The organism is Streptomyces longhuiensis, from assembly GCF_020616555.1.
In the GTDB taxonomy this organism is placed as follows: domain Bacteria; phylum Actinomycetota; class Actinomycetes; order Streptomycetales; family Streptomycetaceae; genus Streptomyces; species Streptomyces longhuiensis.
In genome coordinates this window covers 8760030-8779989 of the sequence record NZ_CP085173.1, presented here as the reverse complement: position 1 = coordinate 8779989, position 19960 = coordinate 8760030, and the positions used below count along the sequence as shown (strand labels likewise).

The window sequence follows — 19960 nt, the reverse complement described above, 5'->3', positions numbered from 1 at the left end:
CCCGGCCCTCGTGTGCCGCCGTCCTGGCACGCCGCCGGGCCGCGGCTGCCGAAGCAGACCGCGGCCCGGTGCGACACGCTCCGGGCGGAGCGCGGTGCTGATGTCACATCACCGGCGTCGGGCGTACCACCCTGCGTGGGACGGACAGTTCGGGCCCGCGCGCACGGGCCGCCGGGGCGGCGGCCACGAGCGGATCCGTGACCGCTGAGCCCGCAAACGCCGGGACCGGCACCTCGCGCGGCATCTCGAGCGCCTCGCTGATGCGCGGCGCGGGGCCGACGGGGACCAGCGGGGCGCGCTCGCCGAGGCGGGCACGGCGGGAGAACCAGATGATCTTTCCCGTTGCCGTGGCGCAGCCGCCCCAGCCGTCGCTCAACGCGGCGATCTCCGCGAGGCATCCCTGGGGGGCGTAGTGGGGGCCCGGCAGGTCACGCTCGTGGTCGGACACCGCGGTGATCAGGTGCTGGCCGTTCCACCACATCTCAACGGTGGTGTTCTTGTCCGTGGCGTGCTCGTCGATCGTGTGAAGCAGCACCTCGACGCCGCGGCAGACGGGGTCGACGAGAATGTCCAGCTTCCAGTACCGGAGGTGGGCGGCCAGAATGCGCCTGACCTGTGAGACACGCTCTGAGCTGACCTCGACATCGAGGTGGTAGTAGCAGGGCACTGCGGTATTCATCGTCTTCGGCTCCTCACCGGCGAAGCTCCCGCTCGTTGTCCGCCCCCCACGGGCCGTACCCCGAACACGTAGCGTGAGCACTGATCGCTCCTGAGTCAGCCCCAGAATGAGATCGCTACTCCATTCGTGCAACTCGAGGAACCGTTTCCGCTGTCGTTGAAGCTCCAACAGGACGGGAAGTGCCGCCAAATGCACCATAGGACGGGGTACCGATCGGCGTAATGGTTCGGTACCTCTCCGTGCACGGCCCCCGCGCACCGACCCGGTGCACCGTGCGCTCCAAGAGTGGGAAGTGAACAGCGACATGTTGCTACCTACCAAAACCGAAGTCGCCAGTCATCTGGCGCAGTACCGCGCATGGGAACGCCTACGGCTCGCGGCACCCGCCGACCGCCAGGTGCGGGCCCACTTCGAGGACACGGCCTACACGCTGTGCGTGCTGATGGGGAAACGCTGCGGGCGGGAGGCCGCCGACGCGGCCGAGCGCTATCTCCGCCCCAGCGTGGAGCATCCGCCGATGGCCGCCCCGCCGCTCGCGGCACCCGCGGTCGCGGTCGCCGCCCTCAGCGGGCGGTAAGGCCGGACCGCCCAGCAGAAGCGGGACGCCGGCCGACACGCCTGAATCGGGACATTTCCTGACAGGCCGAGCCCGGTCGGCTCCCGTAGCGTGTCGCCGGAGGACGCAGCCCGTCGATGACAGCCTGCTGTGCCCGGCCGCGCGCCGGGCCAACCGGTGTGCGAGTGACGGCGCGTCCCGTGGCGCATGTGAACCCGGCGGGCCCCCACCTGGAACGGGCCTGCCCCGAGCACGGCGGAGGTGCAATCGATGAACCCAGGCACGGTGACGGGCCGCGTCCCGATCGTGGACGTACTCCCGGCCGTCGACTGCGGCAGGCGTCCGGCGAAGGCGGTCCCGGGCGAGACGTTCGAGGTCTCCGCCACGCTCTTCGGCGAGGGCCATGCCGCGGTCGCCGCCAATGTCGTGCTGCGTGGCCCCGACGGCCGGCCGGGCCCGTGGATCCCCATGCGCGAACTGTCCCCGGGCAGCGATCGCTGGGGCGCCGACGTCACCCCGACGGACGTGGGCAACTGGACGTACACGGTGGAGGCGTGGAGCGATCCCGTGTCCTCGTGGCGCCGGTCCGCCGGCATCAAGGTCCCGGCCGGGATCGACACGGAGGTGATCCTGGAGGAGGGCGCCGCGCTGTACGAGCGGGCCGCCGCCGGCGTCCCGGAACAGGCCGGGCGGGACGCGGTCCTCGCGGCCGTGGACGCGCTCCGCGACGAGAGCATGCCGCCCGCCGCCCGGCACGCCGCGGCCCTCGCGCCGGACGTGACCACCGCCCTGGCGGAGCACCCGCTGCGCGAACACGTCTCGCGCTCGGCGCCCATGCCCCTGCTCGTGGAGCGTGAACGGGCGCTGTACGGAGCCTGGTACGAGATGTTCCCGCGCTCCGAGGGCGCCGTGGTCCGCGACGGGGATCGGCCGGTGAGCGGCACCTTCCGCACGGCGGCCGAGCGCCTGCCCGCCGTCGCCGCCATGGGCTTCGACGTGGTCTACCTGCCGCCGATCCACCCCATCGGCACCACCTTCCGCAAGGGGCCGGACAACACTCTGTCGGCCGACCGGTGGGATGTCGGAGTGCCGTGGGCGGTCGGCTCGCCCGAGGGCGGTCACGACGCGGTCCACCCCGACCTCGGCACCATCGAAGACTTCGACGCCTTCGTGCGCCGGGCCGCTGAACTCGATCTGGAGATCGCGCTGGACTTCGCGCTCCAGTGTTCGCCCGACCACCCGTGGGTGGAGAAGCACCCGGAGTGGTTCCAGCACCGGCCGGACGGCACGATCGCGTACGCGGAGAACCCGCCGAAGAAGTACCAGGACATCTACCCGATCGCCTTCGACCAGGACATGCTGGGGCTGATCGAGGAGACGACCCGGATCCTGCGCTTCTGGATGCGTCACGGAGTCCGCGTCTTCCGCGTCGACAACCCGCACACCAAGCCCGTCGTGTTCTGGGAGCGGGTGATCTCCGACATCAACCGCAGCGACCCGGACGTGGTGTTCCTCGCCGAGGCCTTCACCCGGCCCCCCATCATGCGGGCGCTCGCCAAGGCCGGTTTCCAGCAGTCGTACACGTACTTCACGTGGCGCGACACGAAGCAGGAGCTCACCGAGTACCTCACGGAACTCTCCCGGGACACGGCCGCCTACATGCGTCCCAACCTGTTCGTGAACACGCCCGACATCCTGCCCGGCTACCTCCGCAACGGCGGCCGCCGCGCCTTCGAGGTGCGTGCCGTGCTCGCGGCCACGCTCTCCCCGGCCTGGGGGATGTACGCCGGGTACGAGCTGTGCGAGAACACACCGGTCCGCGAGGGCAGCGAGGAGTATCTGCACTCGGAGAAGTACGAACTGCGGCCGCGTGACTGGGAGTCGGCCGAGCGGGCGGGGCGTTCCATCGCTCCGCTCATCACCACTCTGAACCGCGTCAGGCGGAACCACGGCGCCCTGCGCCTGCTCAGGAATCTCCACTTCCACCACACCGACAACGACGCGCTGATCGCGTACAGCAAGCGCTCGGGCTCCGACACGGTCGTGGTGGTCGTCAATCTCGACCCCCACCACACCCAGGAGGCGACAGTCTCCCTGGACATGCCTCAGCTCGGGCTCGACGCGCACGCGAGCGTGCCGGTCCGCGACGAGCTGACCGGCGAGACATACCAATGGGGCAGGACGAACTATGTGCGCCTCGAGCCGGGCCGCGCGCCCGCGCACATCCTCACCGTCCTGCGACCGTCCTCACCGCCCACCGGAGGGTCACCCACCACATGATCGTCAACAAGCCCGTCCCGGACACCTTCGAGGACACCCCCACCAAGGACAGGGATCCCGACTGGTTCAAGCGCGCCGTCTTCTACGAGGTCCTGGTCCGCTCCTTCCAGGACAGCAACGGCGACGGGGTCGGCGACCTCAAGGGCATCACGTCCAGGCTGGACTATCTCCAGTGGCTGGGGGTCGACTGTCTCTGGCTGCCGCCGTTCTTCAAGTCGCCGCTGCGGGACGGCGGTTACGACGTCTCCGACTACACCGCGGTCCTGCCCGAGTTCGGCAATCTCGCGGACTTCGTGGAGTTCGTCGACGCGGCGCACCAGCGCGGGATGCGCGTGATCATCGACTTCGTCATGAACCACACCAGCGACCAGCACCCGTGGTTCCAGGAGTCCCGCAAGGACCCCACCGGCCCCTACGGCGACTACTACGTCTGGGCCGACGACGACAAGCAGTACGAGGACGCGCGGATCATCTTCGTCGACACCGAGTCCTCCAACTGGACGTTCGACCCGGTGCGCAAGCAGTACTACTGGCACCGCTTCTTCTCCCACCAGCCGGATCTCAACTACGAGAACCCGCGCGTCCAGGAGGAGATCCTCGCCGCCCTGCGCTTCTGGCTGGACCTCGGCATCGACGGCTTCCGGCTCGACGCGGTGCCCTACCTCTACGCCGAGGAAGGCACCAACTGCGAGAACCTCCCCGCCTCCCACGCCTTCCTCAAGCGCGTACGGGCCGAGGTCGACACGCACTACCCGGACACGGTGCTGCTGGCCGAGGCCAACCAGTGGCCTGAAGACGTGGTCGACTACTTCGGCGACTACGCCTCCGGCGGCGACGAGTGCCACATGGCGTTCCACTTCCCGGTCATGCCGCGCATCTTCATGGCGGTGCGCAGGGAGTCGCGCTACCCGGTCTCGGAAATCCTGGCCAAAACGCCTGCCATTCCGTCGAGTTGTCAGTGGGGCATCTTCCTGCGCAACCACGACGAGCTCACGCTCGAAATGGTCACCGACGAAGAGCGCGACTACATGTACGCGGAGTACGCCAAGGACCCGCGGATGCGCGCCAACATCGGCATCCGCCGCCGCCTCGCGCCCCTCCTCGACAACGACCGCAACCAGATCGAGCTGTTCACCGCTCTGCTGCTCTCCCTGCCGGGCTCGCCGATCCTCTACTACGGCGACGAGATCGGCATGGGCGACAACATCTGGCTGGGCGACCGCGACGCCGTGCGCACGCCGATGCAGTGGACCCCGGATCGCAACGCGGGCTTCTCGTCCTGCGACCCGGGCCGGCTCTCGCTCCCCACGATCATGGACCCCGTCTACGGCTACCAGGTCACGAACGTGGAAGCGTCCATGTCGTCCCCGTCCTCGCTGCTGCACTGGACGCGCCGGATGATCGAGATCCGCAAGCAGAACGAGGCGTTCGGCCTCGGCTCGTACACCGAACTCCCCTCGTCCAACCCGGCGGTGATCGCGTTCCTGCGCGAGTACAAGGACGACCTCGTCCTGTGCGTGCACAACTTCTCCCGCTTCGCCCAGCCCACCGAACTCGACCTCCAGGCCTTCGACGGCCGCCACCCGGTCGAGCTCATCGGTGGCGTCCGCTTCCCCGCCATCGGCCGGCTCCCGTACCTGCTGACCCTCGCGGGCCACGGCTTCTACTGGTTCCGGCTCCGCAAGGAAGCCGTCAGCACCGCGTGGTGACCGGCGGCCCCACACCCCTGGGACCGTCTGTCCGCCCTCGAAAGGAGTCGTCGCCATGCCCAAGGCCGCACTGCAGAGTCCGACCGGCGTCAGCCCCTCTCTGCTGCTGAACTCACTCGCCGGTCTGCTCCACGAATGGCTGCCCCGGCAGCGCTGGTTCGCGGGAAAGGGCCGGCCGGTCACCGGGCTGACCCTGGCCTCGATGACCGAGCTGCACCCGGGCTGCCTGCACCTGCTGGTGCGCGCCGAACACGCCGAGCAGGTGACCCGCTCCGGCTCGGGCACGCCCCCGGCCGACAATCTCTACCAACTCCTGCTCGGCGTACGGGAGATGCTGCCGCCCTCTCTCGCGCCCGCCTTCATCGGCCGCGCGACCGAGGGCCCGCTGACCGGCCTCATGGTGTACGACGCCCTCCAGGAGCCCCGCTCGGCGGGGCTGCTCCTCGAGCGGCTGCGCCACCCGGGTGCGGCGGGCCCTCTGCGCTTCGAACGCGACCCGCAGGTCACCGTACCCGCGGGGCTCACGCCGCGCGTCATCGACGCCGAGCAGTCCAACACGTCACTGGTGTACGGCGATTCGTACATCCTGAAGGTCTTCCGACGCGTCCAGGCCGGCGTCAACCCGGATCTCGAGGTACCGCAGGCGCTCGCCCGGCAGGGCTGCACCCGTGTGCCGGGACCCGTCGCCTGGTTCCGTACGTCGCAGCCCCAGCAGGCGACACTCGGCGTCCTCCAGCCGTTCCTGCCCGACGCGGACGACGGCTGGACCCTCGCGCTCCGGTCGCTCTCCTCCGGCAGGGACTTCACCGACGAGGCGTACGAACTGGGGCGGGCGACCGCCGAGGTCCATCTCGCGCTGACGGCGGCCTTCCCCGTCGACGCGCCTGAGCCCCACCGCAACCGGCGCCTCGCCGCCGCGATGACCGAGCGCCTCGAGTCCACGGCCCGTTCCGTGCCCGCGCTGCTCCCGCACGCGCCGGGGCTGCGGGCCGCGTTCGACGCGTTCGCGCTCGTCGACTCGGCGCGGCCCGCGCAGCGCATCCACGGCGACCTCCATCTGGGGCAGGTGCTGTGGTCGGGGCAGCAGTGGTTCGTCATCGACTTCGAGGGCGAGCCGGCCCGCCCGCTCGCCGAACGCCGCCATGCGCAGTCCCCCGTACGCGATGTCGCGGGCATGCTCCGCTCCTTCGACTACGCGGCCCGCACCCGTCTGCCCTGGCGGCCGGAGTGGTCGCTGCGCTGCCGGGACGCCTACTGCGCCGGCTACGCGGCCGAGTCGAAGTCGGACCCGCGCGAGGAACCCGACCTGCTCCGCGCCTACGAGACGGACCGGGCCCTTTACGAAGTCCTGTACGAGGCACGGCACCGGCCCGACTGGCTGCCCGTACCGATGGCGGCGATCAGCCGCCTCGCCGAACCCCGTTGAACCAGGCGGCGGCAACCCCGCCGTCCGCCTGCCGAACCCCCATCCCGCCCGAGGAGACAACACCGTGGCAGCTCGCAAGACCTCCGCCTCCAAGACTGCCGGCCCGACCGGCAAGTCCGGCCCCGGTCGCCTCACCGTCCTGCCCGCCCCCGAGCTGGACGGGTCGGACCGCGGACGTCTCCTGTGGGGTGAGCATCACGACCCGCACGCCCTGCTGGGCGCGCACCCGGTGGACGGCGGTGTCGCGTTCCGTGTGCTGCGGCCGTACGCCCAGGCCGTCGCCGTGTCGGTCGAGGGCCGGCGCGTGGAGCTGCGCGACGAGGGTGACGGTCTGTTCACCGCGGTGCTGCCGCTCGACGCGATTCCCGCGTACACGCTGCTCGTGACGTACGACGGGGACGAGAGGGAAGTCGATGACCCCTATCGCTTCCTGCCCGCGCTCGGGGAGTTCGACCTGCATCTGATCGGCGAGGGCCGGCACGAGGAGCTGTGGACCGCTCTCGGCGCCCAGCCGATGACGCACGAAGGCGTCGCGGGCACCCGGTTCACGGTGTGGGCGCCGAACGCCCGGGGCGTGCGCGTCTGCGGTGACTTCTGCGCGTGGGACGGCACCGCGTTCCCTATGCGGTCGCTCGGTTCGTCGGGCGTGTGGGAGCTGTTCCTGCCAGGCATCGGCGAGGGAACGCTGTACAAGTTCGACATCACCCGCCCCGACGGTTCGCACACCGTGCGCGCGGACCCCCTGGCCCGGCGCACCGAGGTGCCGCCCGCCACCGCGTCCGTCGTGACGGCGTCGTCCCACACGTGGGGGGACGCGGCGTGGATGAAGCGGCGCGGGAAGCGTCCGGTGCACGAGGCGCCCTTCTCGGTGTACGAGGTGCATCTGCCGTCGTGGCGGCCGGGACTGGACTACCGCGAGCTCGCCGACCAGCTCGCCGCCTATGTGAGCGATCTGGGCTTCACCCACGTCGAGTTCATGCCGGTGGCCGAGCATCCCTTCGGCGGGTCGTGGGGCTACCAGGTCACCGGCTTCTACGCCCCTACGTCCCGCATGGGCTCCCCCGACGACTTCCGCCACCTCGTCGACACCCTGCACCAGGCGGGGATCGGCGTGATCATGGACTGGGTGCCGGCCCACTTCCCGAAGGACGACTGGGCGCTGGCCGGCTTCGACGGCACCGCCCTGTACGAGCCGCAGGACCCACGCCGCGCCGAGCACCCGGACTGGGGCACTCTCGAGTTCGACTACGGCCGCAAGGAGGTCCGCAACTTCCTCGTGGCCAACGCCGTGTACTGGTGCGAGGAGTTCCACATCGACGGCCTGCGGGTCGACGCCGTGGCCTCCATGCTCTACCTCGACTACTCGCGCGAGGAAGGCCAGTGGTCGCCGAACGAGCACGGCGGCCGCGAGAACCTCGACGCCGTGGCCTTCCTCCAGGAGATGAACGCCACCGTGTACCGGCGCTGCCCGGGTGTCGTCACCATCGCCGAGGAGTCGACCGCGTGGGACGGCGTCACGCGGCAGACCCACCACATCGGCCCCCACGGTTTCGGCGGCCTCGGCTTCGGCCTGAAGTGGAACATGGGCTGGAGCCATGACTCGCTGGCGTACATCGTGCACGAGCCCGTGCACCGCAAGTACCACCACAACGAGCTGACGTTCTCGATGGTGTACGCCTACAGCGAGAACTACCTCCTTCCCCTCTCGCACGACGAAGTGGTGCACGGCAAGCGCGCCCTCGTGTCGAAGATGCCCGGCGACTGGTGGCAGCGGCGCGCCGACCACCGCGCGTACCTCGGCTTCATGTGGGCCCACCCCGGCAAGCAACTCCTGTTCATGGGGCAGGAGTTCGCGCAGGGGGCCGAGTGGTCGGAGGCGCACGGCCCGGACTGGTGGCTCCTCGACCCGGCCTACGACGCCGAGCCGGACCACCGTGGAGTCCTCGACCTGGTGCGCGACCTCAACCGCGAGTACGCGGCCGCTCCCGCCCTCTGGGAACGGGACACCACGCCCGCGGGATTCTCGTGGATCACCGCGGACGCGGCCGACGACAACGTCCTCGCCTTCCTGCGGTTCGCGGCGGACGGCACTCCCCTGCTGGCCGTGTGCAACTTCTCCCCGGCGGTCCGCGAGAACTACCGGCTCGGCGTGCCCGACTCGGTCCCCGGCTGGTCCGAGGTCCTCAACACGGACGCGGCACGGTACGGCGGCGGCGACATCGTCAACTCCGGTGTCCTCAAGCCGGACCCGGAGCCGAGCCACGGCCGGCCCGTCTCACTCCGTCTGACCGTGCCGCCACTGGCGACAGTGTGGCTGCGTCCCGCCTGAGGACCGTCGACACGTCACTCGAAGGCCGCCGCCGCTTCACGCAGGGCGGCGGCCACGGCCGCCGGGGAATCCGGCGCGGGCGCTCCCGGGCGGTAGGTCACGGACCTGAGTCGCCCTGCGTGGCGGAAGCTTCCGTGCCGCTCGTGTACCGGCCAGGACACCGGCGACCTGCGGTCGACGCCGACGCTGATGCCCTGGAACGGCGCCATGCCGATGAGCTGGTGCACGCTGTCCGGCGCGGCGCGCTCCACACCGTCGACGGCGACCGAGAACCGCCAGCGCAGGCCCTTCTCGGCGGTCGCGGCGACGGTGACCTCGTACGGACCCTCCGGTACCGGCCCCGCGTCGGTCTCGTGGAGCACGCCGTACTCGTTGTAGGCGAAGCGCAGCCGGCCGTCCTCCGCGTAGAGGACGTAGCCGCCGCCCTGGTCCCCGTGCGAGACGAGGACGCCCTCGCCCGGCGCGTCCACGGCGACCTCGATGTCGAACGACCGGAACGAGATGAGCCGTGAGGAGCGGTAGCGCTCGAGTTCGGGGGTACCGGGCAGCAGGGTGAGAGGACGGGCGAGGCGTTCCTCGGCGGGGTTGCGGCGGGCGAGCGCGCCGCTTCCGTCGGGCAGCGGGAAGACGCCGTTGCGCCAGGCCGCGCTCTCCCACGCGGCCGACAGCCCCTTCACCAGTTCCGGATGCCGGGCGGCGAGGTCGTGGATCTCGGTGGGATCTGCGCGGATGTCGTAGAGGGCCCACTCGGAGTCGTCGTAGGGCGCGCCGGGGCGGTGCAGGGTGACGAGTTTGTGGCCGTCGCGGTAGTAGCTGCGGTTGCCGGTCATCTCGCAGTACTGCTCGGCGTGCGTGGAGGCATGAGTGGGGTCGGCCAGGACGGGGGTGAGGCTGACGCCGTCCAGTTCCTGGAGCGGCACCCCGGCGCGCCTGTCCGGGCGGGCGATCCCGGCGAGTTCGAGGAGGGTGGGGGCGATGTCGGTGACGTACTGGTACTGCGGTCGCACGCCCTGGGTGAGCCGGCCGTCCCGGACCCCCTCGGGCCAGGACAGCACGAAGGGCACGCGGACACCGCCCGCGTAGGTGTGTCCCTTGTAGAGGCGGAAGGGGGTGTTGGAGGCCATGCCCCAGCCGCGTGGGTAGTGGACGAGGCTGCGGGGACCGCCGATGAGTTCGGGGTCGCGGTCGACGTCCGGGGTCCAGTCGGAGGGGAGCTGGGGGTGGTGGACGAAGCGGCTGAAGTAGGAACGGGTGCCTTCGAGTCCGCCCTCGCCGGTGCCGCCGTTGTCCGAGGTGAACACGATGATGGTGTTGTCGAGTTCGCCGAGTGCGTCGAGGGTGTCGGTGAGGCGGCCGAGGTTCTGGTCGATGTTGTCGACCATCGCCGCGTAGACCTCCATGTAGCGGGCGTACAGCCGCTGTTGGTCCTTGGTGAGCGAGTCCCATGCCGGCACGTCGAGTCCGGCCTCGCTGTTGCGCTGCGGCAGTTCGGTGCCGGGCGGGAAGAGGCCGGCTGCGAGCTGGGCGGCGAAGCGCCGGTCGCGCAGCGCGTCCCAGCCGTCGTCGTAGTGCCCGCGATGGCGGGCGATGTCCTCCTCCTTGGCCTGGAGCGGGCCGTGGACCGCGTTGTGCGCGAGGTAGAGGAAGAACGGCTTGTCCGGGTCGTGGGCCCGCAGCGACTTCACCATGGAAATGGCCTCGTCGGTGATGTCGTCGGTGTAGTAGTAGCCCTCGGGCAGCTCGTCGATGTCGAGAGGGCTGTTGTCGCGCACCAGTTGATGCGGGTGGAAGAGGCTGGTGAGCCCTTCGAGGACGCCGTAGTACCGGTCGAAGCCCTTCTGGAGCGGCCAGTTCCCGCGGTGGTCGGCGGCGTTGGACGCCGAGTCGCGGACCAGGTGCCACTTCCCGACGGCGTACGTCGCGTAGCCGGAGTCATGCAGCAGTTCGGCGAGGGTGGGGATGTCGTCGGCGATCTCCATGCCGTATCCGGGAAACCCCGGGTCGGAGTTGGCGACCATCGCGTAGCCCACGCGGTGCGGGTTGAGACCCGTGAGCAGGGCGGCCCGGGCGGGCGAACACAGCGGCATCGTGTGGTAGTTGGTCAGCCGCACGCCCTGTGCCGCCAGCTCGTCGAGAACCGGGGTGGCGATCTCGGATCCGAAGGGGCCGATGTCGCTGTAGCCCATGTCGTCGACGAGTACGACGACGATGTTCGGGGCCCGGTCCGGCGCGGTGCGGCGCGGTGGCCAGGCGGGCTCCGAGTCGGCGAAGGTGCGCCCGACACGTCCGGGGAAGCCGTCGTAGGGGTCGCGGCGGGTGCTCATGATGTCTCCGTGGGCCGGGTGGTCGGTCGGTCAGGTCGTTGCGGGGTGGGCAGTCATACGGGCGCGCCCACGGGTACGGGATGTGGTGCTGCCGCGAGCAGGGAGCGGGTGTACGGGTCACGGGGCCGTTCGCAGACCTCGTCCGCGCTGCCGCTCTCGACGATGCGGCCCTCGTGCATCACGGCGATCCGGTGGCTGACCTGTCGGACCACCGCCAGGTCGTGGGCGATGAAGACGAGTGCGAGGCCGAGGTCACGCTGGAGGTCCGAGAGCAGGTTGACGATCTGGGCCTGCACCGAGACATCGAGTGCGGAGACGGGCTCGTCACAGATGAGGACGGACGGCCCGGGTGCCAACGCCCGTGCGATACCGATGCGTTGGCGCTGGCCTCCGGCGAACGACCGCGGGTGGCGGTCGGCGACGGAGGGGTCGAGTCCGACCTGGCGCAGCAGGTCCGCGACGCGGTCCCGGCGCCGGTCGCGGTCGCCGAGGCCGAACGCGACGAGCGGCTCGGCGATGATCTCCCCCACCGTCATACGGGGGTTGAGGGACGCGTACGGGTCCTGGAAGACCATCTGTACCTCGCGGCGCACCGCGTGCAGGGCCTTGCGCGCGGGATGGGTGACGTCGCCGCCGCGCAGCCGCAGCGTTCCGCCGTCCGCCGGATGGGCGTGCGCGAGGACGCGGGCGAGCGTGGACTTCCCCGAGCCGGACTCTCCGACGATGCCGAGTGTCTCTCCCTCGGCGAGGGTGAGCGAGACCCCGTCGAGCGCGGTGAAGCGGCGGGTGCCTGCGCCGGCGCCGCGCCCCCGGTAGACCTTGGTGATGTTCTCGGCTTCGAGGACCACCGCCCCGGGAGCGGGCCGTTCGATGCGCGCGGGCCGGGCGGGCCCCGGCAGCGGCCGCGAGCCCTCCGCGGCGGGCCAGCACGCCACGCGTCCCCCTGCCGCCGCCTCGGTCAGAGGGGGTGCGCTGACGCCGCAGCGGTCCTCGGCCAGGGCGCACCTGTCGGCGAAGGCGCACCCGGCACCGAGGAGTGTCAGGTCGGGCGTGCTGCCGGGGATTCCCGTGAGCCGGGTGCCGGACGGAGCCGAGAGCCGGGGCACCGCGGCGAGGAGGCCCGCGGTGTACGGGTGCCGTGGCCGGGTGAGTACCTCGGCGGTCGGCCCGTCCTCGACGACGGTGCCGCCGTACATCACCAGGACGCGTTCACAGGCGCGGGCGACCACACCCATGTTGTGCGTGATCAGGACGAGTGCCGTTCCGGTCTCCTCGTTGAGCTTGGCGAGGAGGGTGAGGATCTGGTCCTGGACGGTGGCGTCGAGGGCGGTGGTCGGCTCGTCGGCGATGAGGACGTCGGGCTCGTTGGCCAGGGCCATCGCGATGAGGATGCGCTGGCGCTGGCCGCCGGAGAACTGGTGCGGGTGGTCGTCGAACCGGCGGCCCGGCTCGGGGATGCCGACCAGGTCGAGGAGTTCGCCCGCGCGGGCACGGCGGGCCTTTCGGTCGCCCGCTCCGTGGGCGCGCAGCACCTCGTCAAGGTGCTGCCCCGCCGTGAGCACCGGATTGAGGGCCGTCATCGGGTCCTGGAAGATCATGCCGATCCGTGCGCCGCGTACGGCACGCAGCTCGTCGGGCCCGGCCGACGCGAGGTCCCGGCCGTCGAGGCGTACGGTCCCGCCCGTGACGCGTCCGGTGCCGGGCAGCATCCGGGTCAGGGCGAGCGCGGTGGTGGACTTGCCGGATCCGGACTCACCGACGACGGCGAGGGTCTCGCCCCGGCGCAGGGTGAAGGTGACATCGTGGACCGCCCGCAGCGGGTCTCCGTCGGGTCCGGTGAACTCGACGCCGAGGTCCCGGACTTCGAGCAGATCGGTCGTCGTCATCGGCGTATCTCCCGGTTGAGTGCCTCGGCGATCAGGGAGAGGCCGAGGACGAGAGCGGTCACGGTGATCAGAGGGCCTGCCGCGAAGTGGGGGGCCTGTGCGAGGTAGGGCACCGACTGGCTGAGGACGCCGCCGAGAGTGGGTTCCGGAGGTCGTACGCCCACGCCGAGAAAGCTCATGGCGCCTTCGATGAAGACGGCGACCGTGAGCGACACGGCGATCTGAACGACGAGCGGGTCGGTGGCGTTGGGCAGGATGTGGCGGACGAGGACACGGGTGCGTGAAGTGCCGCCGACCCGCGCGGCGACCACGTACTCGCGCTCTCTCTGGACGAGGATCCCGCCACGCAGCAGCCGTCCGAACACGGGGATCTCGGCGAGCGCGATCACCAGGACGACGGGAAGCCGTCCCGGGCCGAGGATGGCGGTGACCGCGAGGGCGAGGATCAGTCCGGGGAAGGCGAGGACCAGGTCGAAGGCGCGCTGGACGACGGTGTCGGCGACCGGGTGCGCGGCGGCGAGCAGGGCGAGGACACAGCCCGCGAGGGCGCCGAGCGGCACGGCGACGGCGATGATGCCCAGGTCGGCGCGGATGCCGTAGAGGACACGGCTGAGCAGGTCACGACCGAGGTCGTCGGTGCCGAGCGGATGACCGGGGGCGCCGAACGGCCGGAGCCCGTCGGCGCTCTGGTCGGTCGGGCCGTGGCCGGTCAGGAGGGGTGCGAGCAGTCCGGCGAGGACGACCACGGCGACGAGCGCGATGCCGAGGCGGCCCCGGAGGGTGCCGAGTGCGGCGAGGTACGGGTTACGGGCGCGGGACGGGCGGCGCGCGGGGAGCCGGGTGGTGTTCATGGCGGTCACTCCCACCTGATCCGGGGGTCCAGCCAGGCGTACACCGCGTCGGTGAGCAGCTGGACGAGGACGAAGACGGTGACGAGGAGCAGCAGCAGATCCTGGACGACGGGGTAGTCGCGGCGGGTGAGGCCCGCTTCCGCGAGCTGCCCGAGGCCCGGCCAGGCGAAGATCGCCTCGACGAGTACCGCGCCGCCGAGAAGGTGGCCGGTCTGCATGCCGAGCAGGGTGACCACGGGCGGCAGCGCGTTGGGCATGGCGTGCCGCCACAGCAGACGGCGGGGCGTGACGCCGGCGGCGGTGGCGGTGCGCATGTAGTCCTCGGCAAGGGTGCGCTCGATGCCGTCCTTGAGGTAGCGCCCGAGGACGGCGGCGCTCGGCAGGGCGAGGCACAGCGAGGGCAGGAGGAGGTACTGCACACCGAGGTCGGGGGCGCTCAGGACCGGCACGCGGCCACCGGGCGGGAGGACGCCGAGGGTCACGGCGAAGACGAGGACGAGCAGGACGCCGGTGACGAACGGCGGCACGGCCAGGGCGCCCGTGGTGGCGACGCGGACCACGCCCCTGACCCAGCGGCGGCGCGAGGTGGCGCCGAGCACCCCGAAGGCCGTGCCGAGCAGGATCACGAACAGCAGGGCGCCCAGGGTGAGTTCGACGGTGGCGCCGAGCCCGTCGCGGATGAGGTCGGCGGTGTCGCCTCCGATCGCGTACGACGGCCCGAGGTCCCCGCGCGCGAGGTCGCCGATCCAACTCGTGTACTGCGTCAACAGCGGTGCGTTCAGCCCGAGTCGCTCGCGGATGGCGGCGACGGTCGCGGCGCTCGCGTCGGGCCCCGCGAGGGAACTGGCCGGGTCGCCCGGGACCAGGCGCAGGATCGCGAAGATGAGGAAGGAGGCCAGCAGGAGGACGAGGAGGGCGGACGGCAGCCGCCTGAGGAGATAGCTGCGCATGTCAGACCAGGTACGCGTCGTCGAGGTTGAGGTACGAGAACTTGTTGAGGGTGACGCCGTGCAGCTTCTTGCTCGCGACCTGCACCCGGCCCCGGATGGCGAGGTCGATGATGAAGGCCTGGTCGAGCAGGATGCCGGAGATCTTCCGGTACTGCGCGTTGGTCGCGGCGCCGGCCGTGTCCCTGGTGGTCCACGCCTCGCGCACCACCTTGGTGTACGCGGCGGAGTGGTACTTGGAGGTGTTCTTGGCCTCGTTGAAGGGATAGGCGCTCACCGCGAGGGTGGACGGCTGGACCTGGGCGAAGCCGTGGGACATGGTCCACAGCGCCGGCATGTCCTGCGAGATGAGCTTCTTCTGGGCGGTGGCGGGGTCGGTGGGCTGGAGTTCGACGGCGATGCCGACCTGCTTCAGGTCGTACTGGACCGATTCGGCGATGGCGGTCTCGCCGGGCAGGCTGAGGTGCAGCAGCGGGAGCCGGAGCCTGGTCAGGCCGGCGGACTTCAGGAGCCGGCGGGCCTTGGCGGGGTTGTGCGTGTAGTGGGTGCGGCCGGCTTCGGTGAAGGCGGGCGACGACTTGGGCCAGGGCGCGGCGGATGCCAGTCCGTAGCCGCCGAGCGTCTGATCGACGATGCGCTCACGGTCGAGTGCCCAGGCGACGGCCTGGCGGACCGTCTTGTCGTCGAGCGGCGCGACGGTGGTGTTGACACCCACGTAGGCGGCGCCGTCACCGGTGTCGTAGCTCGTGATCGTGAGATCCGGGTTGCCCTTGACCGCGGCAAGACTCTTGCCGGGGACCTGGTAGGAGAGCTGGGACTGGCCCGAGCGCAACGAGGAGACCAGCGCGTCGGCCTGGGCCATGACGCGCAGTTCGACACCGTCGAGGTACGGGCGGCCGGGCTGCCAGTACGCGTCGTTGCGGACGAGGCTCAGGCCCGAGCCGGGGCTCCACTTCTTCAGCCTGAACGGCCCGGTGCCGTTGAGCTTCGTGCCCTTGACCGCGTCCTCGACGGAGTGCCGATCCGTGATGATCATGAATTCGAAGAGGTCGAAGAGGTTGGCCACGGGGTGCGCCAGCTTGAGCACCACCTCGTGGTCCCCGCGCTTCTCGAATCCACTGACGGCAAGCGCGGTCGCCCTCAACTGCGCTGCCCTCACCGGGTTCTGCAGGTTCTTCACCGCGAAGATCACGTCGTCGGCCGTGAACTTGCGCCCGTCGTGGTAGGTCACGTCGTCGCGCAGTTTCAGGGTGATGCCGCGCCCGTCCGCGGCGTAGTCCCAGGAGGTGGCGAGTTCGGGCTGCGGCTTCAGGCCGTCGTCGTAGCGCGTGAGCGTGTTGTAGAGGAGCCGGTGCTGGTACGACTGCGAGCTCTGCGCGAACAGAAGGCTCGGCGTGAAGTCGGTGTTGACGGCGACGGAGAGAATGCCACCACGCTTGGGTCGCGAACGTGCCTCCTTCGCCGAGGAGTTGGCTTCGGACACCGCGGAGCGGCAGCCGGTCAGGCCGCCGAGCCCGGCCAGCAGGGCGCCGGCGCCCGCGGCCCGCAAGGTGCTGCGGCGGGAGACGTCTGGGGGCGTGAACGGGTACTGCTCGGTCATCGAGGCCTGCCTGTGAAGGGGAGGGACGGTGAGGGAGGGGTCGCGTCGCACCGCCGTGCTCCGACCCGGCCCTGACGGTGGCCGGGCCATGACGGGGCGCACCGGCGCCGGATCGCCGACGCGGTCGGAAACCGACGGGTCCGGGTCACCGACGGATTTGGGTCACCGACGGGGTTCGGGCCGCCGAAAGCGTCAGGGCGCCGCTCCGGCCGGGGCGCCGCCCGGGCCGGGCAGGACGAAGCACTGGATTCTTTTCGCTGCGGCAGGAATCAATGACCGCCACAGCGGCTCAGGAACCGCGTCCGCCAGCGGAGAGCCGGGACGTGCGAGGAGGGAGAGCGCGCGGCCCCGGCCGTGCTGGGGCACGGCCGAGGAGTGCGGAGAAGTGAGCGGAAGTCAGCCCGGGTGTACGGGGGTCGGCCCCGCGTCAGAGCTTGACGGCACAGACCGCGCTGGCCTGTCGACAGAGGTCGACGTGCCTGCGGGAGACGAGGCGCATGTCCGGATTCACGGGAGCAATATGGCAGTGGCTCGCCGGGGCGGTCAACCGGTGATGTCCGAATCCTGGACCGGGGTCAGCCAAGCGCGGCCTCCGACAGGCGGCGGCCGATGGCCTGAAGAGGGCTTCTGAACAGGGGATTCAGGAGAACTGTCCCGGCCGCGACCGGCAGTACGCCCGGTCCGGCATGTGGACTGACGATACGTTCGGGGTCGTCGCAGACGTGGGAGAGGTCGACCGCGGCGCCTCGGATCTCTTCCAGGTAGTCGGGGTCGAGAAGGCTCGACTGCTCGGTCACCACGACAAGATCCGGGTTCAGCACGTCGAGGAGCAGAGCCGTCGCGCGGCCCACCGCCCTGGCCCGCTCGCGCAGGAGCCGGTCGGCCCGTCGGTCACCGGCCGCGGCGGCGTCCACCACCAGCGACGTGTCGGGTTCCGGGACGATGCCGCGCCTCAGCGCCACCTGACCGAGAACGGTGTTCGACGCGGTCGCCTCCAGGCAGCCCGTGCGCCCGCACGAGCAGGGCGCCGTGGAGTCGGGCACCGGCAGATGCGCCACATCGCCGGCGCCCGAACCGGGTCCTTGGTGCACCACCCCGGCGATGCCGAGCGCCGCGTCGACGACGTTGCCCACGAACAGGTGCACAAGGCTGCGGCGTGCGGCGGGTCTGCCGAAGAGGATCTCGGACTGTGCGATGGCACGGGCGTGGTTGTCGAGCCGCACCTCGAGACCGCCGAGCCCACGGGCGAGTTCGGCGGCGACGGGTCTGCGGTGCCAGCCGAGCGCGTCGTGCCGCACGACCGTCCCCTCCCCCGGGTCGACCCAGCCGCCCACGGCCGCGCCCACCCCCAGCAGCGGCCGGCCCTGCACGGTGCGGTCCAGGAACTCCTGCAGCCCGCGCGCGACTTGGCGCGGCAGGTCCTTCGGTTCGATCCCGTCGTGCGTGAACGTGTGCCGGGCGAGCACCCGGCCGCGCAGGTCCACGACGCCGAACGTGGACAGGGGAACGCCCAGGTGAACCCCGCCCGCCACGGGTCCCCCGGACGCGCCCGTGTGCAGATCGACGGGGATCTGCGGCCGGCCCACCGTGCCGCCCGCCGCCAGTTCCGGCAGTTCGCGGACCAGGCCGAGCCGGACCAGGTCGGTGCACTGACGCGAGACGGCGGCGGGGCTCAGGCCGGAGAGCCGGGCGATCCCGCTGCGAGCCACGGGGCCGTGGCCGAGCACCGTGCGCAGAACGGTCGCGGCGTTGGCTTCGCGTCGTCCGTCGCCCGCCATGCGCGGGCCGGGGGTGGCTGGCGTCATCGTGTCCCTCTCGGTGCGGTTCCGCCGGCTGCGACGGCGCAACATTGCGGTGGCATGAATTCGCGCGGGGCGCCCGATGCCGCCCGGCGCGCCCCACGCAGATGGGTGGCACCGATGGGCGGCTCGCGCGAAACTGCGCTGGTCACAGGGGGTTCGGCGGGAGGCGGAGCACAGGGCGTCGCCTTGTGCTCAGGCGCCGATTGAACCATCGGGCGACGTGGTGACGGGACCCGGACCGCGCTTGACGGTGGCTCGTCGCCGCTGCGACTCTCCGAACCATGTCCGCGACGACCGCTCCCACGTCACGGCCCGTCGATGCCCGGCGCGATGCGCCGGTGGCGTGTACGGGCCGTTGTCCGGCGACCTTCCGCATCTGACGCACACCACGTCTGGATCTGACACACCACGTCCGACGCACACCATGTCCGGCGCGGCACCACGCCTGACGGGCATCACGCACAGGTCCGAGACACACCTGCGCCCTCGGACCTCGCCCGTGGTGGCCGTGCGCTGCCGCCCCAATTACTTCCGCTCCAAGGCCAATTGGCCGCGACGGGCGACGAACGCGTCCTTCGCGCCTCCCGAAAGGACTTCCACCATGACCTCCGCACCCGCCACCGACACCCGCCCCGCCCAGGACACCGACGACCCCGGCATCACGGTCGAGAAGGTCGGCGGCCGGCTCGGCGCCGTGATCTCCGGCGTACGTCTCGGCGGCGACCTCCCGGCCGCGACCGTCGCTGCCGTCCGCTCCGCACTGCTGCGTCACAAGGTCGTCTTCTTCCGTGGCCAGGAGCACCTCGACGAGGACAGTCACGAAGCGTTCGGCCGGCTCCTCGGCACACCGGTCGCCCACCCCACCGTGCCGTCCGTGGACGGCCGTTACTCGTTCCCGATCGACTCGGACCACGGCGGACGCGCCAACCAGTGGCACACGGACGTCACCTTCGTCCCCGCCTATCCGGCGTTCTCCATCCTGCGCGCCGTGACCGTGCCGCCCTACGGCGGCAACACCCTGTGGGCCAACACGGCCACCGCCTACGCGCATCTGCCCGAGTCGCTGCGGGCGCTCGCCGACGGCCTGCGCGCCGTGCACTCGAACGACTACGACTACGCGGCGCTGCGCCCGGACGCCGTGCCGGAGCAGCTCGAGCGGTTCCGTGAGGTGTTCGCGTCGACCAAGTTCCTCACCGAGCACCCGGTGGTCCGCGTGCACCCGGAGACCGGTGAGCGCGTGCTGCTGCTCGGCAACTTCGTGCAGCGCGTCGCCGGGCTGACCGGCCGGGACTCGCGCGCGCTCGTCGACCTGTTCCAGTCGCACGTCGAGCGTCCCGAGAACACGGTGCGCTGGCAGTGGCGGGCGGGGGATGTGGCCATCTGGGACAACCGCGCCACTCAGCACTACGGCGTGGACGACTCCGACGACCACGAGCGCAAGCTGCGCCGGGTGACGATCGACGGTGACGTGCCCGTGGGCGTCGACGGCCGTTCCTCGGTCCTCCTGTCCCCCGAATCGGTACCGGACCCGGCGTTCGGCATCGCTTCGGGGAACTCGGCCGCGTAGGGCC

General features: G+C 71.1%; 14 protein-coding genes. 6 read left to right on the top strand and 8 right to left on the bottom strand.

Going from position 1 to position 19960, the window contains the following annotated elements:
- Positions 1 to 103: 103 nt before the first annotated feature.
- Positions 104 to 679: a pep a2 gene (locus tag LGI35_RS39915; RefSeq protein ID WP_227299311.1), complete on the bottom strand. Its 576-nt coding sequence runs from the start codon at positions 677 to 679 to the stop codon at positions 104 to 106.
- A 304-nt stretch (positions 680 to 983) separates the two neighbouring features.
- On the opposite strand from LGI35_RS39915, the gene LGI35_RS39910 reads away from it, so the two are divergent.
- The 5 genes from LGI35_RS39910 to glgB all read left to right on the top strand — a co-directional run bounded on the left by LGI35_RS39910 (position 984) and on the right by glgB (position 8979).
- On the top strand, positions 984 to 1256 hold the full coding sequence (locus LGI35_RS39910) for a DUF5133 domain-containing protein (RefSeq protein ID WP_116513117.1): 273 nt from the start codon (positions 984 to 986) through the stop codon (positions 1254 to 1256).
- A gap of 264 nt (positions 1257 to 1520) precedes the next feature.
- On the top strand, positions 1521 to 3515 hold the full coding sequence (locus LGI35_RS39905) for an alpha-1,4-glucan--maltose-1-phosphate maltosyltransferase (RefSeq protein WP_227300714.1): 1995 nt from the start codon (positions 1521 to 1523) through the stop codon (positions 3513 to 3515).
- Positions 3512 to 5224: a maltose alpha-D-glucosyltransferase gene (gene treS / locus LGI35_RS39900; RefSeq protein ID WP_227299310.1), complete on the top strand. Its 1713-nt coding sequence runs from the start codon at positions 3512 to 3514 to the stop codon at positions 5222 to 5224. Before LGI35_RS39905 ends, treS begins: the two co-directional genes overlap by 4 nt.
- A gap of 55 nt (positions 5225 to 5279) precedes the next feature.
- Complete coding sequence (locus tag LGI35_RS39895) at positions 5280 to 6650, top strand: maltokinase N-terminal cap-like domain-containing protein (RefSeq protein WP_227299309.1); 1371 nt, start codon at positions 5280 to 5282, stop codon at positions 6648 to 6650.
- A gap of 139 nt (positions 6651 to 6789) precedes the next feature.
- Positions 6790 to 8979 (top strand): 1,4-alpha-glucan branching enzyme, encoded by a 2190-nt coding sequence (glgB, locus tag LGI35_RS39890; protein ID WP_227300713.1) that lies wholly within the window; start codon positions 6790 to 6792, stop codon positions 8977 to 8979.
- Positions 8980 to 8993: 14 nt separating this feature from the next.
- Here glgB and LGI35_RS39885 read toward each other — a convergent pair whose 3' ends face one another.
- The 7 genes from LGI35_RS39885 to LGI35_RS39860 all read right to left on the bottom strand — a co-directional run bounded on the left by LGI35_RS39885 (position 8994) and on the right by LGI35_RS39860 (position 18392).
- Positions 8994 to 11303: an arylsulfatase gene (locus LGI35_RS39885; RefSeq protein ID WP_227299308.1), complete on the bottom strand. Its 2310-nt coding sequence runs from the start codon at positions 11301 to 11303 to the stop codon at positions 8994 to 8996.
- Between the two features lie 53 nt (positions 11304 to 11356).
- The gene (locus LGI35_RS39880) at positions 11357 to 13189 is read right to left on the bottom strand and encodes a dipeptide ABC transporter ATP-binding protein (protein WP_227299307.1); all 1833 of its coding nucleotides are present in this window, start codon (positions 13187 to 13189) and stop codon (positions 11357 to 11359) included.
- The gene (locus LGI35_RS39875) at positions 13186 to 14040 is read right to left on the bottom strand and encodes an ABC transporter permease (RefSeq protein ID WP_227299306.1); all 855 of its coding nucleotides are present in this window, start codon (positions 14038 to 14040) and stop codon (positions 13186 to 13188) included. The genes LGI35_RS39880 and LGI35_RS39875 overlap by 4 nt, the downstream gene beginning before the upstream one ends.
- Positions 14041 to 14045: 5 nt before the next feature.
- Complete coding sequence (locus LGI35_RS39870; RefSeq protein ID WP_227299305.1) at positions 14046 to 14990, bottom strand: ABC transporter permease; 945 nt, start codon at positions 14988 to 14990, stop codon at positions 14046 to 14048.
- Position 14991: 1 nt separating this feature from the next.
- A complete protein-coding gene (locus LGI35_RS39865) occupies positions 14992 to 16587 on the bottom strand; it encodes an ABC transporter substrate-binding protein (protein ID WP_227299304.1) in 1596 nt (531 codons plus the stop codon).
- Positions 16588 to 17014: 427 nt separating this feature from the next.
- Positions 17015 to 17086: a putative leader peptide gene (locus tag LGI35_RS46425; RefSeq protein ID WP_341483509.1), complete on the bottom strand. Its 72-nt coding sequence runs from the start codon at positions 17084 to 17086 to the stop codon at positions 17015 to 17017.
- A gap of 76 nt (positions 17087 to 17162) precedes the next feature.
- Positions 17163 to 18392, bottom strand: coding sequence for an ROK family transcriptional regulator (locus tag LGI35_RS39860; protein WP_227299303.1), 1230 nt, complete (start codon positions 18390 to 18392; stop codon positions 17163 to 17165).
- 598 nt (positions 18393 to 18990) lie between these two features.
- On the opposite strand from LGI35_RS39860, the gene LGI35_RS39855 reads away from it, so the two are divergent.
- Entirely contained in the window at positions 18991 to 19956 is a 966-nt protein-coding gene (locus LGI35_RS39855) for a TauD/TfdA dioxygenase family protein (RefSeq protein ID WP_227299302.1), read from the top strand.
- Positions 19957 to 19960 lie beyond the last annotated feature (4 nt).

Coding starts and splice junctions, on each gene's coding strand:
- LGI35_RS39915 (WP_227299311.1), bottom strand. CDS start 679: ATGAATACCGCAGTGCCCTGCTACTACCACCTCGATGTCGAGGTCAGC.
- LGI35_RS39910 (WP_116513117.1), top strand. CDS start 984: ATGTTGCTACCTACCAAAACCGAAGTCGCCAGTCATCTGGCGCAGTAC.
- treS (WP_227299310.1), top strand. CDS start 3,512: ATGATCGTCAACAAGCCCGTCCCGGACACCTTCGAGGACACCCCCACC.
- LGI35_RS39895 (WP_227299309.1), top strand. CDS start 5,280: ATGCCCAAGGCCGCACTGCAGAGTCCGACCGGCGTCAGCCCCTCTCTG.
- LGI35_RS39885 (WP_227299308.1), bottom strand. CDS start 11,303: ATGAGCACCCGCCGCGACCCCTACGACGGCTTCCCCGGACGTGTCGGG.
- LGI35_RS39880 (WP_227299307.1), bottom strand. CDS start 13,189: ATGACGACGACCGATCTGCTCGAAGTCCGGGACCTCGGCGTCGAGTTC.
- LGI35_RS39875 (WP_227299306.1), bottom strand. CDS start 14,040: ATGAACACCACCCGGCTCCCCGCGCGCCGCCCGTCCCGCGCCCGTAAC.
- LGI35_RS39870 (WP_227299305.1), bottom strand. CDS start 14,990: ATGCGCAGCTATCTCCTCAGGCGGCTGCCGTCCGCCCTCCTCGTCCTC.
- LGI35_RS39865 (WP_227299304.1), bottom strand. CDS start 16,587: ATGACCGAGCAGTACCCGTTCACGCCCCCAGACGTCTCCCGCCGCAGC.
- LGI35_RS39860 (WP_227299303.1), bottom strand. CDS start 18,392: ATGACGCCAGCCACCCCCGGCCCGCGCATGGCGGGCGACGGACGACGC.
- LGI35_RS39855 (WP_227299302.1), top strand. CDS start 18,991: ATGACCTCCGCACCCGCCACCGACACCCGCCCCGCCCAGGACACCGAC.